Source organism: Parcubacteria group bacterium (assembly GCA_041660065.1).
GTDB lineage: Bacteria > Patescibacteriota > Minisyncoccia > Moranbacterales.
Genome location: JBAZXC010000011.1, coordinates 1 through 19,952, shown reverse-complemented (window position 1 = coordinate 19,952; position 19,952 = coordinate 1). Strand labels below are relative to the sequence as shown.

Below are 19,952 nucleotides of genomic sequence, written 5' to 3'. Positions count from 1 at the left end.
TCTCATTTGCGCTTGCTGTGACGTGTACCGGTTGTCCGAGGCCACTGGGGATGGCTGCACCGCTTTGTGATGCGCCTGTGGAGAGGGAGACAGTGAGAGAGTCGTATTCGGAGGTGCCGGGTTTGACATATAACGGTACACCACTTTCTACTCCTTCAATACACTTACCGAGATTAACTGATGCAGTTTTAATATTGATAGATTTGTTTTTTATTGTTTCGTTATACGAACCAATTGGCTCAATTACATCCTTACATCCGGGTTGCAACATTGCATAAACCGTTTGGTATGATGCATCCTCATGTTTTGTTGCCCCAAGCCCGATACCCTCAACGATTACACCGATTTTATCTCCTTCTTGGTATCTCCACGTAAAATCAACTTGGCCCACTCCCATGGTCAATGCCTCATCGTTTTCTGCAAGAGGTGTTGTGCGATCTGAAAATGGATTTAAATGATATACCAATTCCTCACCCAATGGAAAATCTCCATCACCGGCACCCTCCGGAAATGGTCGAATTCCTCCTTCTGCGTGACTTTTCAATGCTGGACATGTATTATCTTCATTGTGATCCAATTCTCCTCCTTTACATTCTCCCGGCTCAAAAAAATCCCCCTTCAAATACCAATCGTGACAACTGTTTCCATAATAATTTCCTCGCTCCTCGCCATAAACAGTGCCACAAAGGTCCTCGTACCCTGTGGGATCTGCCGGCCAACCCTCTCCATCAAAACACCATACAGATTTTGGTGCAGGACAACCGCTAAGATTTGGATCTTTCCATAATTGTCCTGTGGCACGATCTTTTGGAATGCAATGTGGCGTAGGTATCACAGCTGTAAGAGCACCAACATCATAATCCGTTATCGTCGCCCCATCCGCTGATGGACATGACAGTTTGCCATCTGAACACATCGGGTCGACGCCATAATCAAGACAACGCGCAAGTCCGCGCATACGCGCACCATCACCACCAGACATGGAAATATCGGATGATATATCACCATCATCCACTGTCATGGAAATTATACCATCGAGATGCGGAATGATCGTTGGACACATGTTTGCACTGTCACTGATCATGCACCGCGCTACGTAATCTGTTGTATCCGTATCATATGCATCACATCCATCTCCTGTCTCCATGTCCTCGCCATCATCAAGCATCAACTCATATTGCATACCGGATTCCGGATCATAAATATAACAATAATCATTTCCCCCATCGTTTTCAGCATTTGCTCCACCAAGCGGTGCTTTGTATCCATCATTATCATCAGTCGTAATGCGCATATACTCATCAATATACTTACCATCCTCGTTGCCACCATTCATTTTTTGATCTAGTGTCAGAGGATCAAAATACAGCGCCGCCTGTGCCTGTATAGCAAAAATGTTTTGCATTGGAGGATCGCCTATGCCACCGGGGGCAAGACCAAAAGCCTGAGCCGTCGCCTCATCTCCTGTGCGACTTGGACCTGAGAGATACCACATATAATATGCATCATTTGTATTAGATAGCCCTTTTACATCCGCTGATGCAGTAATTATCTCCCCAGGTTGCGGATTTGTTGTAGAAAACCGAATCGATACTTCTGGAATTGTGCCCTTGCGATCCATGGCGTTTATGCTTTCTGTTATCGGTTTAAGTGACTCTTCTACGTTAATATTGAGATTTTGTTCCAAAAAGTCATTGATACCACTTCGCGCCTGACTCGATACATTTGCAGAACCAAAAATGCTTGCTTGTGCCACAAAAGGCTCAATCAGCAAAAGAGTAATTTGTATTAATATCGTGAGAGAAAGAATTTTTTTCTTTTTCATAAAATGCTTGCGAATGATTTGACGATGATCGTATCAAGGATTAATCCAATACTGTAACACGCAATAAAAATATAGAGAAAATTGATTTTTTTATCCATTTTTAGTAGAAAGAGTGCCGGTATGATCAAGGGAACAATAATAAAAAATCCGCTATAAAAATCCATAAGCAACACCCCAAAAACACAGAGCGAAAAGAAATATGCGTAAATCTCCTTGTGCCACGCAATCGATCGCACAAATCCCCATGCAAAAAACGAGAAAAGAAGCATCGCCAACAAAGAAAAAACGAGTTCATAGATCGCAAATGCGCCAAAATTCTTCACGATCGTCAACGACAAGCTGCCAATATACCGTTGAATGCCGAAATTCATCGCCACGAGGAAAAAACTGATCAAGCCACCCAAAACAACCGCACTCGCCAACAAAAGAATATCTTTCTTTTCCATTAAAAACGACTCCAAACCCATATCTCGCACTGTCCGATGCAATACGATCTTGTTGTAGAGAAGTGGTAAACCGCACAAAAAGATCAACGTAGCCACAAAAATCTCAAATCTGGAATCACCGACCGGATAAAAAAAATATAAAAGCAGGCAACCGATGGCAAAGAGCGCGCTGATCAATGTTTGTTTCGTTTCTTGTGTCATATTTTTTTAAGGATATTTATTTTTTTATTATACCACAATACTATATCGATCATTATATCTACTCGTCGTATTCTTGAATTTCTTTGATATTTTTTACTACTCCCTTTGCCTTATCCGCCTCTTTTTTACTGATGCGCCATCGCACAAAAACTGCAATAACCGTTTCCGGCATAAAAATGTTCACGAAAGGGAAAAAACTCATGATTAAAAACAAAATTGCATATCTATAAAATCTTTGCCCAAGACGCTTTCTGATATAACCTCCACCCCACAAAAAGATGAAAAAAAAGAGTGTCATTGGCCATCCGACCATCGGCTTGAGCACCATACCCAACGGTGGAATGATCGTGCTTGGATCAATCAGTCCATCTTTGATCAGTGCAAGAAAAAACGCCAAACCCCACCACTTGCTCGTGTAATCATGCAATGCCTCGCGTGCATGCACCGCCATTTTTGCAACATTTACAGCCATTTTTGACATTGACCCCTCAGACTCGGCGATGCGCAACAGATCATCCGACATGGTATATATTTCTCTGTCGTTTGTCACTTCTTTGATCTTTTGTTGAAAGTCTCTTACCTCTTGTTTTTTTTGTGCGTCACTTTGTGACGCCGGACGCTGTGATTGTCGCAGATCTTCTCCCATTTTCTGCGTGTATGCATCTCTTTGTTCTTGTTGATCTCTTTGCTGTGCTACGCGCCGCATAGTCAAATTGCGCCGATATTCCGCTTGTCTGGCGACATCAGGAGCACTTATTCTCTGATTATATGTTTGTGCAATAGCCATTTTTTATTTTCTGAATATTTTTTCCATTATACCACGCCTCACTCATTTTATACACAAAAAATCGTCGAGTTATCTCGACGATTTTTTTGCTATCCTTGATCTTGCTAGTCTCCCTCATGTTCCATTTCTTCTTTTGCGCGCTCGATCTCCTCCAATTGTCGCGGGTCGGATGTGATGATTTGATCTTCACTATATGACGCAATCACCTTGATCGCCGCATGTTTCGGCCCGGCAAAGAGAATACCCTCTCCCACATTACTCTCCAAAAGAAGAAATCTCTCATGATCGGTCAAAAAGAACGTTTCCGCAATCACATCCACCGATGCCGGTGATTGTCGCAAGAGGAGTTGCAGTGAGGAGTTGGTTACGATCGGTTTTCCATAACGACTTGTCATGAAGTCCGTCACATCCTGCGTGATCGTTGTGAGTCCTGTATAATATTTTCGACACCGCTTTGCAATGCCAAACATAAATGCTGCTGCATCATCATTTTGCATCATCACCCACGCCTCATCCACGGCGACAACACGCCGTGTCATATTGGAGCGCATCTCATTCCAGATAAACTGAAGCACCATATACATCGCGATCGGTCGCAACTCTTCCTCCAAATCGCGAATGTTAAACACCACCATTTGATTATTAATCTCAATATTTGTCGCATTATTGAGAAAACCAGAAAAAATCCCTTCCGTATATTTGGACAACCGTTTTGCCAGTGAGTCTCCACCATCCATAGAGCGCAATACTTCATAGAGATCCGTCATCGTCGGATATCCCGAATGTGGAATATTTCCGAAACGACTATTTTCCACGATATCGCGCACTGCGTATGCCTCACGAATCGCACGCTCGAGAACCGTGTCCTCTTCCGGTGTCACGCTACCGAGCATGATATGTAAAAGACCAATCAAGCTCGCGATCGTATTACGGAAAACATCAACCGGTCGCTCATCCTTGGGGATTCTCGGCAACTCAAACGGATTGATGTGTGCATTTGACCCGAGAGAGATGCGAACAAATGTCCCCCCAACAGTTTGGCAGAGATGCTTGTATTCACTTTCAGGATCGATCACGATCACATGTATACCAAGCATAAGTGATCGCAACAATTCCAGCTTCACAAAATAACTTTTTCCACCACCAGACTTTGCAAACACCACCATATTTGCGTTTTCCATATTGAACCGATCAAAAAGGATCAGACTGTTATTATGTCGATTGATCCCATACAAAATCCCTTCATTGGATGAGAGGTCGGCAGACACGAAAGGAAATGTTGTGGAAAGTGGTGCAGTATTGAGATTATTGCCGGCATTGAGACGATCATTGCCCAAAGGAATAGTCGACGCAAGACCTTGTTCCATACGAAGAATTGCCGGTTTGACATAGATCAATTGTGCTTCCAAGATCGCTTCGATTTCACTTTTCCTTCGCTGTAAAGTGTTTTTGTCATCCGCATAGATTGTCGCATAGAGACCAAAGCGGAAAAATCGTTCCGTGCCCTGTTGTAAACTGATGCGCAAGCTCTCAATATTTTCCACAGCTGTTTCCAACATCGGATCGCTTACCTTGCCACTTTCCGCTTCAATATTGATCTGTGAATGTACATGCGCCGCACTCTTTTTGAGATTTTGAAGCACATCGCGCGTATCCGCAGGGTGGATAAACATGGAAATATCCATCGGGAAGTCGATATTGATGATCGGCGAAAACCAATTATCGTTGAGAAAACGCGGATATGCCACGACAAAGATCGTTGTAGAAAGCACACCACCAATCTGTAAATGATCCGCTTGCACCTGCAAAGCGCTTGGTGCAATAAGTCCGCGAACAGTCGCTACGCCTTTTTGATAAAATTGATCGTTCTCGATCACCTCATCTCCGGCATTTTGTTTTTTTTGTCCGATGTTTCTATTAAAAAACATATTTCTTTACCTGCTATACAAATTACTATAATTGTTCAACTTCTGATTGACGGACGTCCTTTATACCTGTCTGTGCATATTCCGACGGGTTGTACATGCCGTAATAAAGTTCGATCAGCTCATCTGTTGTAAGTGCGACAAAATGCAATCCTGTACCACCAAGTGCCGCCGCCACATGATCCACACGTTGCCACAATTGATTTTTATACGTTTCAAACAATTCTTCATGTTCTGTAATATCTTGTGCGGGATGCGCCACTTTGGAGATGCGCCCCAACATCCCCTCACTCTCATCCTCTACCGGCGCAAAAGGAACAACCAGATAGAAAAATTTGCTCATGATATTGGTCACTTCTGTCAGATTTTTGATAAATTCTCGATACTCGATTATTTGGATCTTGAGTAATTCATTACGCTGTTCGCGTGCTCTTTCTTTGAGCATTTCCGTATACGGATGAATATTCAATTTGCGCGAACTGACAACGATCTGCACGGGGAAATCCAAAGAATTCAAAAAGTTTTGATACGCCCCAATGATCGCTGTTTGTTCATCTGATGATTTGAGATCAAAATTCACCGATGACACAAGAAGAACTGCGCGCATCGTGCCATTTCTCAGGATCACAACACCATCACGAATCGTTTTGATGTCCACATATTGCAGTGTGCTCGTACCAACTTTTTCTTCTGTATTTTTTGCGCCAAATAATCCCATATTTTTTGATTTATTCTTTATTTTTACCTGCTCGCTCTTTTATCAATTGCTTGATGCGTTCACTGCGTTCCACGCCATGCGAATCCAATGTTTGTGCAATTGCGGCGATGTCATCTGTCGTCAATTTTTTTTCTTTTTGCACTGATGCGATCGTCACAGGTTTTGCTTTTTTTGCCTTGACGTTTTCCGCCTCTCTTTGCCATGTATACACTTTCGGTTGAAAGAGAAATCGCAGACCATAGCCCAAAAATTCCACCATCGATACGCCATTCGGACGATAAAAAGCCATTAAAGCCGTAGCGATCACAAGTAGTACAGCGACAACGATAAATGTCATACGATCCAGGACTGTCCACGCCACAAAAGCCAAAACTCCGCCACCAAAAAACCATCCAATATGTTTCCACGTCAATGGCCCGGCAATTTTATCTTCAACATCGATATATTGTGGCACGATCTGCATAGATTTTTTTCTATTTTTTTTAACGCTCTCATTATACCACAAAAAATATTTATGTGCAGTATCACATTACCCTATTTACTCGAAACAAAAAATATCATCATTGTAATCCATTTTCTATTAGAATATAAAAAAGCGGAAAAAATATCCGCTCTTAAAAAATACGATTTTTATTCTTTTCCTTTTTGTGTCAGCGTATGTGTTCCGCCGATCGGTGCCATGTTGAAGTAATTTTTTGTTGCTTGCAATGTATTTTTATTGGATTTTTCTGCTGGCATGATGTGGTTTGAGCTGAATTGTATCGTACCGGAAACCGGCGTTTTTTCTTGAGTTGTTGCCGTTGGCAAATTGGTCGGTGGCACAACCGGAGATCCTATTGTGCGTTGTGCATTCCCCTGTGTAGCACCCTGCTGTGCACTGTTTTGTACCTGCTCTGTAATACCACCCTGCATTTCAATGCGGTTTTTGATGATTTCTTGTTGTAATGATTCAAATACAGGATTTTTTCGCGGATCAGCCACTTTGCCAACGATTTGTTTGCCTTCTACTTTTTCATTAAACGGTCGATGTGGTGCTTGTATATTTTTATTTTCTTGTCTTTGTATCATCGGTCGTGGTGGCGCTTGCACAGTTTTTTGCGGGACAAAAACGTTTCGCGGTCTTTGTTGCATGACACGCTGTTGCACTGGTGCACTTTTTTCCTGTGCGGTCGCAATGATCTTTTGCGTATCCACATCCACTGTGATCGGTGTGTTTTCATCACGTGAACGCAGAATTTCCGCCAATAAATTACGCTCATCACCACTCAATGCACGCGTTGCTTCCGCACGAAAGACAAACTCCCCTCTCTCTATCGCATCATGACGGCTTACACCGAGAATTTTTTCATAGACCATGATCCAATTTTTTATTGTCGGTTGCAACGGTTGCAAAAACGGCTTGCTGACAATCGCACGCGAGGTAATATTTTGATCCTTGATCCGCGGATACTTGACCAATGCATCTGCAAGAGACATCTGCGCGGTACGCACTTGTTGCGCCTGCTCCTCCTGTTCTTGTTTTGGCACAATGGCGTTGATCGCACGAAGCAATGCCAGTGCATCATCCGGCGATGTACGGCACAGTCCTGACGTCTTCTGCGCAAAACCTCCGTCCGTAATTTCACGAAAGAAATATTGTCGTACCATACGAGAAAATTCCTCCGTCTGCGCATCAGAAAGTCGATACCGCTGCTCCACCGCATAGATAAAATCTACGATTTCATCAGATACTAACAAGTCATGTGTTTTTTTGGGAAGCGTTAGAAATTTGTTTTGTATTTTAACAACATCTTCCGGTAAATCAAGCACCCCCAATTTAGTCGAAACAAGAATGGGATAATATTTTTTTTTATTCCTATATTCTTCCATATTTTACAAAAAATTACGTCAAAATACCACCTGGAGCACTTGCATCAGCTACAAACTGCCCACTAGCATTATCACGTATTTGGTTTGCTAACCGTTGATTACCGTTAATGCGTTGCTGTAAAAGTTGCCTAATACGAAAATTTTGACCTTGTCGCATTTGTGTAACCAGTGTTTCTTGCTTACCAATGTCTTGACCACTCATTTTTGCAAACATATGATTATATGCCGCGTCCTGATCCACATACTGACCACTTGCCATACGACTACTCAATACAACATGACCCTTTCCTTCACTGCTTAATTTTTTCTCTAGCGCAGTCCTGATATTATCAGCCAATCTGTTTTGAGCAGTTGTCTGCCGAGATAACATTTGTTGAAGAGTTTGATATTGAGAATCATCACCTTTTCCAAATTCCTTATGTTCTGCAAGGTATTCTGCAAGAGCTCTTTGTTCATGACCTGTTGCTGTAGAAAAATCTCTCATTGCAGAAGTAACATCAACGTTTTCATCCTTGTATTTTTTCTTCAACTCAGCAACTTTTTTATTTGCATAAGCTGTTCTTGCACCCTTATCTCCACCAGGACCACCTTTTTCAAGTCCTGCTGCCTTACTCTCTTCTACATACCCAGCATATTTCTTCTTATCTGCCTCTCCCATATTTTTCCACCGCTCTCCGATGTTACGCACATATGAACTTGGCGCACGACCACTTAATCCCAATCGTGTTTTTCCTCCACTCCATTTCTCTACATGATCTCCAAGGTTTTTTGACAAATGTCCACCAACAATATCCGCACGACGACCTACAAATTTCGTCGAGCCCCACGCACCTTGCTTCACTTTATTTTGCGCCCAGCCCTTCACTTTCCCCGCACCAGACAGCACTATACTCGACGCACCATCTCCCATTGCTCCTGCAGTGAGTAAGCCTGTCCACAAAATGACCAATGTGACAATATATTGCAAAAACATCACCCCTGTTGAGGTGTTTGCTACATTACCTTTTACCGCTCCTTCCGCACTTTTTCCAAAATCTGTTGCCATTCCGCTCAAAATACTCACTGATAATAGAAGAACAAATAAAAGAAGCGGTCCTGCAAAGAGATATTTTGTAAACGCACTCCACCATTTATTTGCTTGTGATGCCGTGGAAGGAAAGGCTGCCAATGCAAATCCCGCCGACGCAAAGACAAGGAGTACCGCCAATGCAATGATCCGGATAACAAAAAGAAAGGCAATTGCCCCCACAGTAACAAGAAAGAGAAATGCCGTAACAATTCCTAAAAATAATTGCTGATATTCCGTAGAAGAACCTGTAAGCACAACCTTCTCACCTTTTTTTTTCCCAATTATTATTTTGGCAAATTCTGATTTTTCCCCAAGTTGTGACATCAAACCATCTGATTTGATTTTATTTCCTCCATCAGAACCCAGCATCCATGACATTGTCATATTTGACATATCAATGAGGATGCGTGAGATCGGCCATGAGAAATTCACCAAAAGCGCCATCACCACGATCATCACCCACGTACTCCGGATATGATACCGCGAGATTTGAAAGATCGTACAAAAAGCGGAATAAATGAGGAAAAAAATAAAAAACATATTCAACACATCCCGCACTGTCTGCCAGCCTGTATATATCCCTGTATTATTAAAAATGTCCATGAACTCCTTTGTAAATGTCCATGCAATTAGACTTACTGCAAGTGAAATTAAAAATGCAAAAAATCGAATAATCGCATATAACAACGATGGTATATTAAGCCATGTTTTATCATCAACATTTTCTTGTGCTTTTACTTTTTTATCAGCTGTTTTTTTTTCATCAGTCATACTACCCTGATCTTCGTTCATGATATTTGTTATTTTGTCATAATTATCACTTGCGTTATCATCCGTACAATCAGAGCCAACACCATTATCATCATAACTATTACAACGTGCACTACATTCAAAATATGTTTTATTTTTAAAATCAAAAGAAAAAGTATTAATTATAATTAATATAAAAAATAAAACAACTCCTATTTTTATAATAAGTTTTTTTGTATTTATTATTATTTGCATATTACTTTTAACTTAGCTTTAATATTATATCACACACCATTTTAAAAAGAAAACACCCATAAAAAATATTTATGAGTGTTTTATTAGTCAATCACCAAACCACAGCAATTACCCCATTCGCTTTTCCAAAATTATATGCCTTTGTGAGAAATCTTGCGGATTCCTCCTGAAAGTCATTATATTTTTTTTCATTTTGTTTCTTATCTAAATACACGTGGTGTTTTGAATCCACTATTTTAACAATCATTCCTTCTTCCATCTCAAGATAAACAGCCACAATAAATCTTGCATCAGATAAAGAAACAATCACCTCCGCTGCAACATAATGCGTACCCTGTTTTTGCGTATGAGCAAAACAGTTATTCTCCCTATTTATTTTTTTTTCAATAATGTTTTTCACATTATTTCTTTCAAATAAATTGGTTACATATTGTATCAATTTCTTCTCAATAACATCATTAGACAAAGTAGCAGAAGCTGTAGAAGTGAAGCAAAATCCCAATACCATCATCATGATGGCGATCAAAGAAAAACGTTTCATGGTGTTCCTCCTCCATCATTAATCGATGGTTTTATTGTTGTGATTCCCGGTTTTTAAGGGACGATTTGGTTTTGAGAACCTTTTCTCATAGAAATCTTCTTTTTACTCTCTTAAGAAATTTTCTATGAAAAAACATTTTCCGCTTCAAATATAGTATGTTTTATCGCTTTTGTCAAGACTTTCTTACCCTGTTTTTCCATTATATCATAATATTATACTTTTGTCAAGTTTTTGGTAAATTATCCTTATTTTATCAGTAAAAATGGCTTTTTGGTGTATCATCTCAAATCCCCCAACCCCCTTTATAAAAGGGGGACTATCATTTAGTAGGTTTTTTTCCACTTCTTTTGACTTTTTCCTTATAAAAAGGGGCTATCTCCTTTCGAAAAATCCTTTTTATACAGCAACCCCTCATGTGTAATACCTATATATAAAAGTAAATATTTCATTTTCTCTCCCCCTTTTGTAAAGGGGGTTAGGGGGATTTTATTAAACTATCCCTTTAACAAGATCTTTATTTAATAAATATGCGTCATTGCGCGCGTCCGCCCTCTGGTGGACGGATGAGCTCAAAGACGAAACTAATAATCCATTCTCCTAATTCATCTTACATCAAAAGAAATATATTCAATATAAAATATTTACCAATTATCATTCCCGCGTAGCCTACCTACGCTCCGTCGTCCATAGCCTTTGGCGTCGTGCGACCGGTAGGCAGGGCGGGAATTTATTAAATTATTTTTTATCAATTGATCTATACCACATCAAAAAAATCCTTCTTTAAAATGATAACGAAATATACATTCTGAATTTAAAAAGATGTTAGCTTAGGTATATGTGAAAATAATGTACTGGTATCTCTTATATTATAAATATATATAATATATATAATTAATTATTACTATTAGTGTATGTATAAGTGGATAAGGTATAAAAAGACGTGTTGTTATAAGAAGATATTGGCATGTGCATAAAACTGTGCGTATGTGATAGGGTGTGTGTATAAAAGTAAAAAATCATGTATAAGGATAAATTATCCACATGAGGGGTAAAATAATCACAAGGATATACAACAATAATACGTATTTATAAACAGGCATAACACAGATTATGCACAAGATATAAACAAAAAGAACAAATACACACACTTATGCACATAGGGTGTTAAAAATATTTTAGGGAAAATATGCGTATATATAAAGGTATTGAGAGTGACGTGAAAGCGTCGTTGCGAGGAGGCACGACGAAGCCTACCTACCGGCAGGCAGGTAATCTTAGATCAACTTAAGACACATTTTTATAAAAGTAATCAAAAATCTATGATTTTCTGTGTAATGATTATATACCACGTCAATCTCACATAAAATTAGGACTTACGCGCTTGTCATAAAACATTTTTTAATTGTCATTCCCGTGAAAACGGGAATCTAATGAAATAGACATAATTTTATTAAATGCATGCTCGTTTTCACGGGAATGACAGTAAACGCGTAAGTCCCAAGGCAATTAAAACCTTTGATTTTCTGTATAATCACGCTATGATAGAGATATGAAACATTTTAAAAAATATAAGAAACAATTTTATATTTTTTGTAGCATTCTCTGCACCATTGGTGTACTGAGCTTTTTTGTGCCACATTTTATCGCAAAAAATGAGCAAGTGCCGACATTTGCGATCCCGCCTCGCATCCACGTTGGCGATCCTGTTGTTGTAGAGCCGCCAAAGGTGTGGCCGGTGCCAAATATTGACCGTATGAAGACACAAGGTTGTGTGGCGGATGGCTTGTTGAGTGGATATAATCGCACGAGTAAAGATGTTAAGGTTGCACAAGAGAGTGATTGTTACTTTTTCTCCCGTGCGATCGAAACATGGTTAAGTGCGCCGGACTTTCATCAGGCACAGGAAATCATGGATGAGATTGGACGCGAGGATGTACAATACGGCATGTTTATTGCAGAGGCGATCAATAAGGATGAAAATTACGTCTATTATAATGAAATGCGACGGTTTGATTTTAGTAAGATGTGTAAGGATGGATCCAAAAACTTCTGGGGGGAACACACGTGTAAACCGTCATTTGGCGAGGAGGAATATCGCGCATATGTTCGTCAGATTACGCATGAGGCGATGGATATGGGCGTGCAAGTGTTTCTCTTTGGACAAATTTATCATCAAGAAGAGGATATGGATAAGCCGTATGCACCGGCGATTCTTGCGGATATGCGCGCATATGCAAAAAGTAAAAATATGCATATTATTATTGGAGCACAAACCAATGACATTGAAGATGAGGAATATTTACAACTCTTTGATATTATTGAAGGAGGCGTCGGCTTGCATGTGGATGGCACCGTGGAGGATCAGGCGTGTTATTCCCGTTGGTATAATAATGATACCGGTGAAGGGTGGTGTTGGGCACTTTTATGGAATGAGCCGTTCAAGTCCAAAGCAAAAAATGTGTTTGTACATATGGATTGGAGCGGTATCATCGGTGATGATATGAGTACATTTGCACGCATGAGCACGGAACTGCGCCAGCAAACACTCAAAAACCTCCATAAAAAGTTCACATCACAAGGCGTCGGTTTCCTCATGCCGATCATCACACCCCTACCAAAAGACAATGGTGGCTGTTATGGACCACGAAAAAGTTTTTATTCACCTAGTATGAAATACGGTTGTCCGGACATGGATGCCATCAACAAGATCTTAAAATAACCTTCTTGAAAACACAGCATAAAAAACCCCATCACAAATCTAATGGAAAGAGCAGATACCCCCTTTGTAAAGGGGTTGGGGGGATTTGAATTATATTATACAGAGCGTATAAACGTAAAAGTAACGGATAATCTCTAATAAATATATCCACGGATCACGCGTGCATTTTGGCTGAGCGTGCGTGTGTTGACGACACCCCACCCCTTATAATTCATCTCAGAAATGGTGATCGTACCGCTACCAACGGATTCGACATAAGCCACGTGACCGTAGCGGGCATCTTCTGTTGTTACGACGATTGCGCCAACTTGCGGTTTTTTACCCGTTGAGTATCCGGCGGCACGTGCATTATAGAGCCATGCACCGGCATTGCCACGCCATGATACAGCGCGTTTGTTTGCGACGTAATATGTGCAATATCCATAGGGAAAGCTGTTTCCTGCTCGCCGTGATTTTGCAGAGTTTTTCACGATAGCGCTGCCGAGATTTGTGCTACCATTGCCTGTTGCCACATAATCACGCGGCGCAAAAAGTGGTTCCGGCTCAGGTTTTGGGATTTCCTTTTGTGCGCCGGGTATAAAAATTTCTTCACCGACGTTTAGTTCACCATTTGCCGGTAAATTGTTGTATGTGATAATTTCCCTTCTCTCCACCTTATATTTATCTGCAATTTTTTCTATCGTATCTCCGGAAGCGATCTTATGTTTTACACCGGATTCCGGCAAAATGAAGATTGTGTCACCCGGCTTAATATCATCAACATCTTCAATTTCATTCGCCCAAAACAAGGTTGCCGTGGTAACGCCATGTTTTTGGGCAATTGTGCTCAGTGTGTCACCAATTTGTACGGTGTAGAGGATGACGTCACCTTCATTTTCAGGATCGCTCGCACCTTCGCGTCTTGGGGGCATGATTGCGGCGTCACTCAAGAGTTCCTCATCGACATTTGAAAGAATGCTTAATTGTGTTTGCTTGCTAACAGCTTCCTTTTCTTCTGATGAGGAAACGCTTGTTTGCACATCACTCACGATACTGCCGTCCAAAACGATGCTATCATCGTCTTTGTATACAACTGTGCGGTGAACCTTCTTATCACTCCAATGTCCCAATAAAAAAGAGTCATCGTGGCTTTTTTTTGCCGAGATGTTCCCCATGACGATAAGAGTTGCAATCATTGCCAACATTGTCAAGCTGCCATTTTGTCTGATGAATTTTCCAATACCAAAATAGGATCGCTTGCGAAAAGCCATCACAATAGAACGTTCAATGAGATAAAAATATTGTTGAATTTTACGTAATATATCAACCGTTTGTTGAAATATTATTTTTAAGCGTTTGATACGTAGTTGTTCCTTCGTATATAACTTGCCATGTAAGATTTGTGCTTTTCACACACACATCATCGATGGAAGTCTTACTTTTTAAGCTTATTACAGTATACGGATTTTTAGCATTTTGTCAAAGCAAAACACCCTTTTTTCTTTTCATTTTTTATTATAACACCACTCAAAATATGCCGGAGAAATTTCATGTTATAATACGCAAGACAAGGCATTTTTAGTTTCAATTTTATGAAAAAAGATCTTTATGACCTCCTTTTGGACTATATGGAATATTTAGAGGTGGAATTAAATCGCAGCCAAAAAACCATTGAAAATTACAATCACTACTTACAGCGATTCATTGAGTTTATTGATGATGTGTATGGTATTACCGTCCCGGAAAAGATCACATTGGAAATGGTGCGTAAATACCGCATTTATCTCCATCGATTTGAAACGGAGAGTGGTAAAACATTCCAAATATCCACACTAAATTATCATGTGATCGCTCTGCGCAATTTTCTCAAATATCTCGCAAAACAGGATATTCAGACTCTTGCGCCGGAAAAAATTGAAGTGGGAAAGAATCCCGATAGACAAGTGGAATTTCTTGAGCCGGAAGAGGTTGATCGGTTGCTTCATGCGGCAAATGGACCGGATCTTGCATCGCAGCGAGATCGCGCGCTTTTGGAATTACTTTTTTCTGCCGGGTTGCGTGTGTCAGAATTGACTTCTTTGGATAGAGAAGACGTCAATCTGGAACGGCAAGAATTTAGCGTGCGTGGCAAGGGCAACAAATTGCGTGTGGTGTTCATTTCAGATACGGCAAAAAAAACTCTGCAAAATTATCTATCAAAAAGACGTGATATCGACCCCGCACTTTTTGTCCGTGTCCGCACAGGCACGCACAAAGAAGCGGATGCGGAGGGATTGCGGTTGACGCCACGCAGTGCTCAGCGCATCGTCAAAAAGTATGCGCTCAAAGCAGGTATTGTCAAAGATGTGCATCCACATACATTGCGCCACACATTTGCCACAGACCTCCTCCAAAATGGCGCGGATATTCGTAGCGTGCAGGCGATGCTTGGTCACGCCAATATCACCACAACACAGATCTATACGCATGTGACAAATCAAAACCTCAAAGGCATCCACGACCGGTTTCATGGGAAAAAGAAAAAGCAGTGAGAACATTATGTTCCCACTGCGGTTGCTATTTTGGCGAAGGATGTCGCCTCTGTTTTTATATTGCGGAAACGGATGACGTCGGTCGTTGTGCGATAAGCGTTTACAAACGTTGATCCCGGGGCAATGTCATCGATATTCTCAATAAAAGATCGTGGCACAACTGATGATTCTACAAAATTTTCTCGCACCAGACCGCTTAGAACCACTGCACAATCCGCGGCAAGATTTTTTGAGGGGATCTCTGCTTGTAAAACTGCCACAATTTCCGAAAGGGTCATCCAACCCTCTGCCAGATCGCCATGTCGCCTTTTTGCTTGGTGCAAAACAACCATGATCCAATACGCCAAATCTGTCATAAAAATGTGACGATCTCTCGAAATTTCGTACGGCAAATATGCCAAAGCTCCAACAAAAAGAATACACATCACAATGAGTACGGCACAAAAAACAAGGGATACTTTCAATAAAAGAAAAATAAGATCGCGTCCTGCGGAGACTGTTTGACGCATGTTTTTTTGAAATAACATAGTGCACACCTCCCTTTTTGATAGGTTTTTGATCAAAATCACAAAGAACAAGTCAGTATATGTGAGAGGATATCATGAAATAATATGTGTTGCAACATCGATCATAAAAAAAGAAAAGGCGGAAATGTGATTAACACAACTCCGCCTTTAGCGTTGCCCCAACTTTTTTGGCATAATGTAAGAAGAAAGAAGTAATATACCAACACGGACAATTAAAAGAATATATCCCAAAATGACAAAACAAAAACAGACAACCAAAAACAGACATGTACAGAGTGCAAGTAAAGCTCCATAAAAATCTCTCATAATTCTTCTTTTGCCTCCCGGTGATGTGTAAAAGAACTCTATAATGGGCTTCTTATCAATATCATACACACAAAGTCGTGTTTTTTGCAAACAAAAAATACTGCACGGTTAAGCAGTATTTTTTAAGGACGATTTTGTATTCACTGTCACTATTGTATATTTTTTTCCTGAAAGTAGCGTGCATAGAGATGGTCCTCTACGAGAATGTGTTGTGTCAACCAGGATCCCATGAAGTTTTCAATCTCCAAAACGAGTGTATTGGTATCAACGCCATCCCCCAGCTTTTTTTTAAGTTCGTAATATTTATCTACAAAAACAGCGTGTTTTTGTTTGTGTGCCAGAACATCGGGATACCCATTCTCTGTCAGATAACGTTCTTCATAATGAAAATGTTGGTCCATATAATCCTTGAAAAATTGTACCATATCATCCACGACATTTTCAGTTGTTTCATTGACGATGGCCTCCAACAACTCATTGATCTTGCCAAAAAGTTGTTTGTGTTGCATATCCAATATATCATTATGCACCGTCATATCTTCTGTCCACAGAAATCGAATCTCCATAAAAAATAATTTAAAACTTATTTTTCCAGTATAACATAACTTTTTGTATTAGTGAGCATGTCATATGCGCTCAAGGGGTGCGATGCTTTTGGCGAGCTTTTTCAAGCCATGTTCTTTAAATACGATATGAATGATGACATCGGTTTGTCCGACAACAATGCCCTCTCCAAATGTTTTGTGACGCACCTTATCGCCATCGACAAATCCCGCATCTTTTTCCGGTTTATATAAAACACTTTGCGGTTTTTCTTCCAATGGAATGTAAAGAGAACGTTCAGTGGTCGTTTGTTCCTTGTGAAGTAATTTTTCCGGAATATCGTCCAAAAATCGTGATGGGATATTTGCTTGCAATGATCCAAAAAGCAATCGTTGTCGCGTGCACAAAAAATACACATGTTTTTTTGCGCGTGTGATCCCAACATAGATTAGGCGTCGTTCCTCCTCCATTTCCTCTTCGCTAACCATTGAGCGACTGTGTGGGATCAGACCTTCTTCCAATCCTGTGATAAAAACCACGGGAAACTCCAAACCCTTGGCACTGTGCAATGTCATCAAGTGCACCATATTTGTATCCCGGTCAATTTTGTCCGTATCACTCGCGAGGGAGATTTCTTCTACAAAAAGTTGCAACGCTGATGCGATGCCATCATACTTTGTCGCAACAGATAAAAGTTCCTGCACATTTTCATGGCGTACCTCACCTTCCATCGTTCCATCCAACAGCGTATTTTTATAGCCGCTTTTTTCATATACAGAGGTAACAACATCGTCCAAATCATGTGTTTTTGCGTACGCTGTCATGTTTTCGATCAATTGACAAAAATCTTTGATCACACCTTGTTTGCTCTTGGCAATAGCAGAAGTAGACATATGCGGACTGCATCCAAACGTGATCGGATCCAATTGTTTCATGCGTGCACTATCCAGCCATTGCATAAACGTTTTATTACCAATACCGCGCTTGGGACAGCCAACGGCACGTTCAAGTGACAATATGTCAGCATGATTTACGATCAGTCTGATATATGCGATGATATCTTTTACTTCTTTGCGCTCGTAAAATTTAATCCCCCCGACAATGCGATAGTTTATGCCATTTTTGAGAAAAAACTCTTCAATTATGCGTGATTGTGCATTGGTGCGATATAGTACGACAAAATCATTTTCCGTGTAACCTTCTTCTTTGAGTGTGGCAATGCGCGACACAATGTACATTGCTTCCTCTCGTTCATCATGCGCTTCATAGACGATCAATTTTTTTCCTGATCCGGACTGTGTCCAAATATTTTTGTCGCTGCGTCCGACATTGTTTTTGATCACATAATACGCCGCATCAAGAATGTTTTGTGTTGAGCGATAATTTTGCTCCAGTTTGATCACGGTTGCTTTCTTAAAGTCATGTTCAAAATTGAGGATGTTACTTACATCTGCACCGCGCCACTTATAGATCGATTGCCAATCATCACCTACCACAAAGATATTCTGATGTATTTTTGTGAGCATTTTGATAAGGGTGTATTGTGCGTAGTTTGTGTCCTGGTATTCATCCACCAACACAAAGTGAAATCGTTCTTGATATTTTTTTAATACATCAGGATATGCGGTAAAAAGTGCGATCGTCAGTCGGATCAGATCATCAAAATCGAGGCTATGGTTTTCTCGTAATGTTCTTTGATAACGATCATAGACACGGGCAATATTTTCTTGAAAAAAACCGTCCACCTGTGTTGCGAATGCATCCGGCGACAGGAGATCATTTTTTGCACGAGAGATGCTTTCTGCCACAGCACGCGGTGCAAATTGTTGTTTGGGTAATTCCAGCTCTTTGAGGATTTTTTTGATCAAAACATGTTGATCCTGCTGATCCAAAATCGAAAAGGATGCATCATAGCCCAGAAAATGGATGTCTTCTCGCAAAATTTTGACGCAGACGCTATGAAATGTTCCGATGAGGGGTCGCGCATATCGCAGATCAAGGTGCTCCGCCACGCGTGTACGCATCTCTGCAGCGGCTTTATTGGTAAATGTCACAGCAAGGATGCGCGATGGCGCCACGCCACGTTCACAGATCAAATAGGCGATGCGGCGTGTCAGTGCTGTGGTTTTGCCCGATCCTGCTCCCGCAATGACCAAAAAAGGCCCCTGAAAAGCGGTAACAGCCTCGACCTGCGGTTGATTAAGCCCTTCCAATAATTTTTTCATATCTGTGTATTGTAACACAAGAAGTGCTGGTGTAGGAGATATGGGCAAAAATTTTTTTTGTGATATGATATGGAAATATGACAATACGAAATATGGTACAACACATACATAGTGGTGCGGAAAAATCCTCTCTTTATCATGGCATTGCTACTTTTTTTATGATTATGTGCGTGCGTGTAGGCATCGAATTGTGGACGATATCTTTTGTGCCACATGACGCAGATTTTTATTTTTTTGGCTTTTTTCACACAGCACTCTTTTTTTACATCATTTCTGTTTGTTGCATTTTTCTTCTGGTGTATATTGCGCAGATGTCTCTTGTGCGAGCATACACGTTTTTCCTTTATGGATTTATACTAGTGATCTTTCCGCCAATCATTGACTATATAATATCAATAGGATTTTTGAATGGCATCAGTTTGCATAGCTATTATCTTTTTGACGGTATCAATGGTCTAGGACACAGTTTTGTAACATTTTTTGGTAACCGTCCCCAGGATGGGATCACATATGGGACACGGATTATCATTGCGATAATCATTATTGCAATGAGCGCGCTCACGTATATCAATACACGAAAGATTTTGCGTGTTATTCTTATGATGTTGTCCACATACATCATATTTTTCTTTTTTAGCGCATTACCCTCGCTTCTTACGATCATGTTTGCCGATGCGCATTTTGCAATAACAAGTGCATCAGTTGCCGGATTTATCGCTTCTCCGACAAACATTTT

At 40.5% G+C, this 19,952-nt stretch carries 16 protein-coding genes; 3 read left to right on the top strand and 13 right to left on the bottom strand.

Annotated features, from left to right (window positions below; all coding sequences use genetic code 11):
* From WC819_06740 to WC819_06700, 9 genes are all read right to left on the bottom strand, one after another.
* Window positions 1–1,825: hypothetical protein (locus tag WC819_06740; GenBank protein MFA5987012.1), on the bottom strand; the 1,825-nt coding region annotated here is incomplete at its 3' end.
* A complete protein-coding gene (locus WC819_06735) occupies window positions 1,822–2,472 on the bottom strand; it encodes a hypothetical protein (protein ID MFA5987011.1) in 651 nt (216 codons plus the stop codon). The genes WC819_06740 and WC819_06735, both read right to left, overlap by 4 nt.
* A 58-nt stretch (window positions 2,473–2,530) precedes the next feature.
* Entirely contained in the window at window positions 2,531–3,259 is a 729-nt protein-coding gene (locus tag WC819_06730; protein MFA5987010.1) for a hypothetical protein, read from the bottom strand.
* A 104-nt stretch (window positions 3,260–3,363) separates the two neighbouring features.
* Window positions 3,364–5,187, bottom strand: coding sequence for an ATP-binding protein (locus tag WC819_06725; GenBank protein MFA5987009.1), 1,824 nt, complete (start codon window positions 5,185–5,187; stop codon window positions 3,364–3,366).
* Window positions 5,188–5,212: 25 nt separating this feature from the next.
* On the bottom strand, window positions 5,213–5,902 hold the full coding sequence (locus WC819_06720) for a hypothetical protein (GenBank protein MFA5987008.1): 690 nt from the start codon (window positions 5,900–5,902) through the stop codon (window positions 5,213–5,215).
* Between the two features lie 10 nt (window positions 5,903–5,912).
* Complete coding sequence (locus WC819_06715) at window positions 5,913–6,365, bottom strand: PrgI family protein (GenBank protein ID MFA5987007.1); 453 nt, start codon at window positions 6,363–6,365, stop codon at window positions 5,913–5,915.
* Window positions 6,366–6,532: 167 nt separating this feature from the next.
* Window positions 6,533–7,771, bottom strand: a complete 1,239-nt coding sequence (locus WC819_06710; GenBank protein ID MFA5987006.1) for a hypothetical protein — start codon at window positions 7,769–7,771, stop codon at window positions 6,533–6,535.
* A 13-nt stretch (window positions 7,772–7,784) separates the two neighbouring features.
* Window positions 7,785–9,632: a hypothetical protein gene (locus WC819_06705; protein MFA5987005.1), complete on the bottom strand. Its 1,848-nt coding sequence runs from the start codon at window positions 9,630–9,632 to the stop codon at window positions 7,785–7,787.
* Between the two features lie 304 nt (window positions 9,633–9,936).
* On the bottom strand, window positions 9,937–10,386 hold the full coding sequence (locus WC819_06700; protein MFA5987004.1) for a hypothetical protein: 450 nt from the start codon (window positions 10,384–10,386) through the stop codon (window positions 9,937–9,939).
* A gap of 1,549 nt (window positions 10,387–11,935) precedes the next feature.
* Here WC819_06700 and WC819_06695 point away from each other — a divergent pair.
* A complete protein-coding gene (locus WC819_06695) occupies window positions 11,936–13,105 on the top strand; it encodes a hypothetical protein (GenBank protein MFA5987003.1) in 1,170 nt (389 codons plus the stop codon).
* A gap of 134 nt (window positions 13,106–13,239) precedes the next feature.
* Here the strand turns inward: WC819_06695 and WC819_06690 are convergent, their stop codons facing one another.
* Window positions 13,240–14,355: a LysM peptidoglycan-binding domain-containing protein gene (locus WC819_06690; GenBank protein ID MFA5987002.1), complete on the bottom strand. Its 1,116-nt coding sequence runs from the start codon at window positions 14,353–14,355 to the stop codon at window positions 13,240–13,242.
* 321 nt (window positions 14,356–14,676) lie between these two features.
* On the opposite strand from WC819_06690, the gene xerA reads away from it, so the two are divergent.
* Window positions 14,677–15,615, top strand: coding sequence for a site-specific tyrosine recombinase/integron integrase (gene xerA, locus WC819_06685; protein MFA5987001.1), 939 nt, complete (start codon window positions 14,677–14,679; stop codon window positions 15,613–15,615).
* 5 nt (window positions 15,616–15,620) lie between these two features.
* On the opposite strand, the gene WC819_06680 is transcribed toward xerA, so the two are convergent.
* The 3 genes from WC819_06680 to WC819_06670 form a co-directional block, all read right to left on the bottom strand.
* Complete coding sequence (locus WC819_06680; protein ID MFA5987000.1) at window positions 15,621–16,142, bottom strand: hypothetical protein; 522 nt, start codon at window positions 16,140–16,142, stop codon at window positions 15,621–15,623.
* A gap of 455 nt (window positions 16,143–16,597) precedes the next feature.
* Complete coding sequence (locus WC819_06675; protein MFA5986999.1) at window positions 16,598–17,014, bottom strand: bacteriohemerythrin; 417 nt, start codon at window positions 17,012–17,014, stop codon at window positions 16,598–16,600.
* 60 nt (window positions 17,015–17,074) lie between these two features.
* The gene (locus WC819_06670) at window positions 17,075–19,216 is read right to left on the bottom strand and encodes a UvrD-helicase domain-containing protein (GenBank protein ID MFA5986998.1); all 2,142 of its coding nucleotides are present in this window, start codon (window positions 19,214–19,216) and stop codon (window positions 17,075–17,077) included.
* A 77-nt stretch (window positions 19,217–19,293) separates the two neighbouring features.
* Here WC819_06670 and WC819_06665 point away from each other — a divergent pair.
* Window positions 19,294–19,952, top strand: a 659-nt coding sequence (locus WC819_06665; GenBank protein ID MFA5986997.1) for a hypothetical protein, incomplete at its 3' end; no start/stop codon positions are given.

What these genes read in the sequence shown, in the direction of transcription:
- WC819_06690 (MFA5987002.1), bottom strand. Translation starts at nt 14,355, where the DNA reads ATGGCTTTTCGCAAGCGATCCTATTTTGGTATTGGAAAATTCATCAGA.
- WC819_06730 (MFA5987010.1), bottom strand. Translation starts at nt 3,259, where the DNA reads ATGGCTATTGCACAAACATATAATCAGAGAATAAGTGCTCCTGATGTC.
- WC819_06735 (MFA5987011.1), bottom strand. Translation starts at nt 2,472, where the DNA reads ATGACACAAGAAACGAAACAAACATTGATCAGCGCGCTCTTTGCCATC.
- WC819_06700 (MFA5987004.1), bottom strand. Translation starts at nt 10,386, where the DNA reads ATGAAACGTTTTTCTTTGATCGCCATCATGATGATGGTATTGGGATTT.
- xerA (MFA5987001.1), top strand. Translation starts at nt 14,677, where the DNA reads ATGAAAAAAGATCTTTATGACCTCCTTTTGGACTATATGGAATATTTA.
- WC819_06710 (MFA5987006.1), bottom strand. Translation starts at nt 7,771, where the DNA reads ATGGAAGAATATAGGAATAAAAAAAAATATTATCCCATTCTTGTTTCG.
- WC819_06695 (MFA5987003.1), top strand. Translation starts at nt 11,936, where the DNA reads ATGAAACATTTTAAAAAATATAAGAAACAATTTTATATTTTTTGTAGC.
- WC819_06720 (MFA5987008.1), bottom strand. Translation starts at nt 5,902, where the DNA reads ATGGGATTATTTGGCGCAAAAAATACAGAAGAAAAAGTTGGTACGAGC.
- WC819_06680 (MFA5987000.1), bottom strand. Translation starts at nt 16,142, where the DNA reads ATGTTATTTCAAAAAAACATGCGTCAAACAGTCTCCGCAGGACGCGAT.
- WC819_06725 (MFA5987009.1), bottom strand. Translation starts at nt 5,187, where the DNA reads ATGTTTTTTAATAGAAACATCGGACAAAAAAAACAAAATGCCGGAGAT.
- WC819_06670 (MFA5986998.1), bottom strand. Translation starts at nt 19,216, where the DNA reads ATGAAAAAATTATTGGAAGGGCTTAATCAACCGCAGGTCGAGGCTGTT.
- WC819_06675 (MFA5986999.1), bottom strand. Translation starts at nt 17,014, where the DNA reads ATGGAGATTCGATTTCTGTGGACAGAAGATATGACGGTGCATAATGAT.
- WC819_06705 (MFA5987005.1), bottom strand. Translation starts at nt 9,632, where the DNA reads ATGAACGAAGATCAGGGTAGTATGACTGATGAAAAAAAAACAGCTGAT.
- WC819_06715 (MFA5987007.1), bottom strand. Translation starts at nt 6,365, where the DNA reads ATGCAGATCGTGCCACAATATATCGATGTTGAAGATAAAATTGCCGGG.